Origin of the sequence: Gordonia desulfuricans NBRC 100010, assembly GCF_001485495.1 — a bacterium.
GTDB lineage: Bacteria > Actinomycetota > Actinomycetes > Mycobacteriales > Mycobacteriaceae > Gordonia > Gordonia desulfuricans.
In genome coordinates, this window is the sequence record NZ_BCNF01000225.1 from 1 (window position 1) to 1343 (window position 1343).

The following is a 1343-nucleotide window of genomic DNA, read 5'->3' on the forward strand; positions in this document are numbered from 1 at the left end:
CACTACTGACGATTCTGTGGGCACCCAACGGTGCGCCTAAAGCACGCAACGCCCTGTCTCCCATAATGTTTGGTTTGCGAAGACTAAACAGAAGGAGCAAGGCGTTGCGCACGACCACTGTACTGCAGAAGCTACTGGGAGTCGAGCACCTGACGGTGCTCGATGTGGAGTTTGTCGACAATGTCGGCACGTCGGGAGTAGTGGTGACGGTCCGGGCTCACGCCCAGACGCGATCTCGATGTCCTCGATGTCATAAGCGTTGTCCTGGATACGATCAGAGCAATCAGCCACGACGTTGGCGCCATCTCGACCTCGGTGGCTGGCGCTGCTATCTGCAAGCCTCGGTACGACGAGTACGGTGTCCAGAACACGGTGTGCTCACCGAAGAAGTGCCCTGGGCCAGGCCTGGGGCCAAGGTGACCAGGGCGTTCGACGACACTGCCGCGTGGTTGACCGCGCATTGTCCGGCAACGGCGGTGTGCGAGTATCTCCGCGTGTCATGGCGGACTGTGACCCGTAGCGTCGAACGCGTCGTCACTGACTACGTCGGAACGATCGACCGCCTGGATAACCTGCGGCGCATCGGTATTGATGAGATCGCCTACCGCAAAGGTCACCGATACCTGACCGTGATCGTCGATCATGACTCCGGCCGGCTGGTATGGGCGCGAGAGGGGGCCAGGAAGGAGACCCTGCACACCTTCTTCGATGAGCTCGGGGAGCAACGCGCCGCGCAGTTGACCCATGTCAGCGCTGACGCCGCCAAATACATAGCGGTGGTCGTCGCCGAGCGCGCCCCAGACGCTATCTGGTGCATGGACCCGTTTCATGTGGTCCAGTGGGCGACAAAAGCTTTAGACCGAACCCGGCAACGAGTCATGCATCGGATCACGGGCCTGAGTAAAGTTGAGCGACGGAATCTGCGGTGGGCGATGCTGAAGAATCCAGAGAACCTGACCGATACCCAGTTGCATCTGCAGCACAAAGTCGTTTCTCGGGCAAACGATGAGTTGGCCCGCGCCTATCAACTCAAAGAGCAACTGCGGTATGTATTCCACGGCAAGCACAACGACCCCTGGCGGGCGATCGGGCGGTGGATCATCTGTGCTCGAGAGAGCGGGATCATCGAGATGCGCGGACTCGCCACCAGCGTCGAGGCGCAGAAGACCCGGATTTACAACTCGATCGTGAGTGACGTCTCGAACGCGCGGGTGGAAGCCACCAACACGCACCTTCGTGCAATCACGAAACGCGCATACGGATTTCATACACCCGAAGCCCTTATCGCGATGTCGACACTCACGCGGGGAGGTGCGTGTCCTACTCTCCCGCAGCGTAATTGA

At 59.8% G+C, this 1343-nt stretch carries 1 protein-coding gene; it reads left to right on the top strand.

Translation table 11 applies throughout. The annotated features are described in order from the left end of the window. Positions 1 to 104: 104 nt before the first annotated feature. Positions 105 to 1343, top strand: a complete 1239-nt coding sequence (locus GD1_RS24555) for an ISL3 family transposase (protein WP_083534701.1) — start codon at positions 105 to 107, stop codon at positions 1341 to 1343.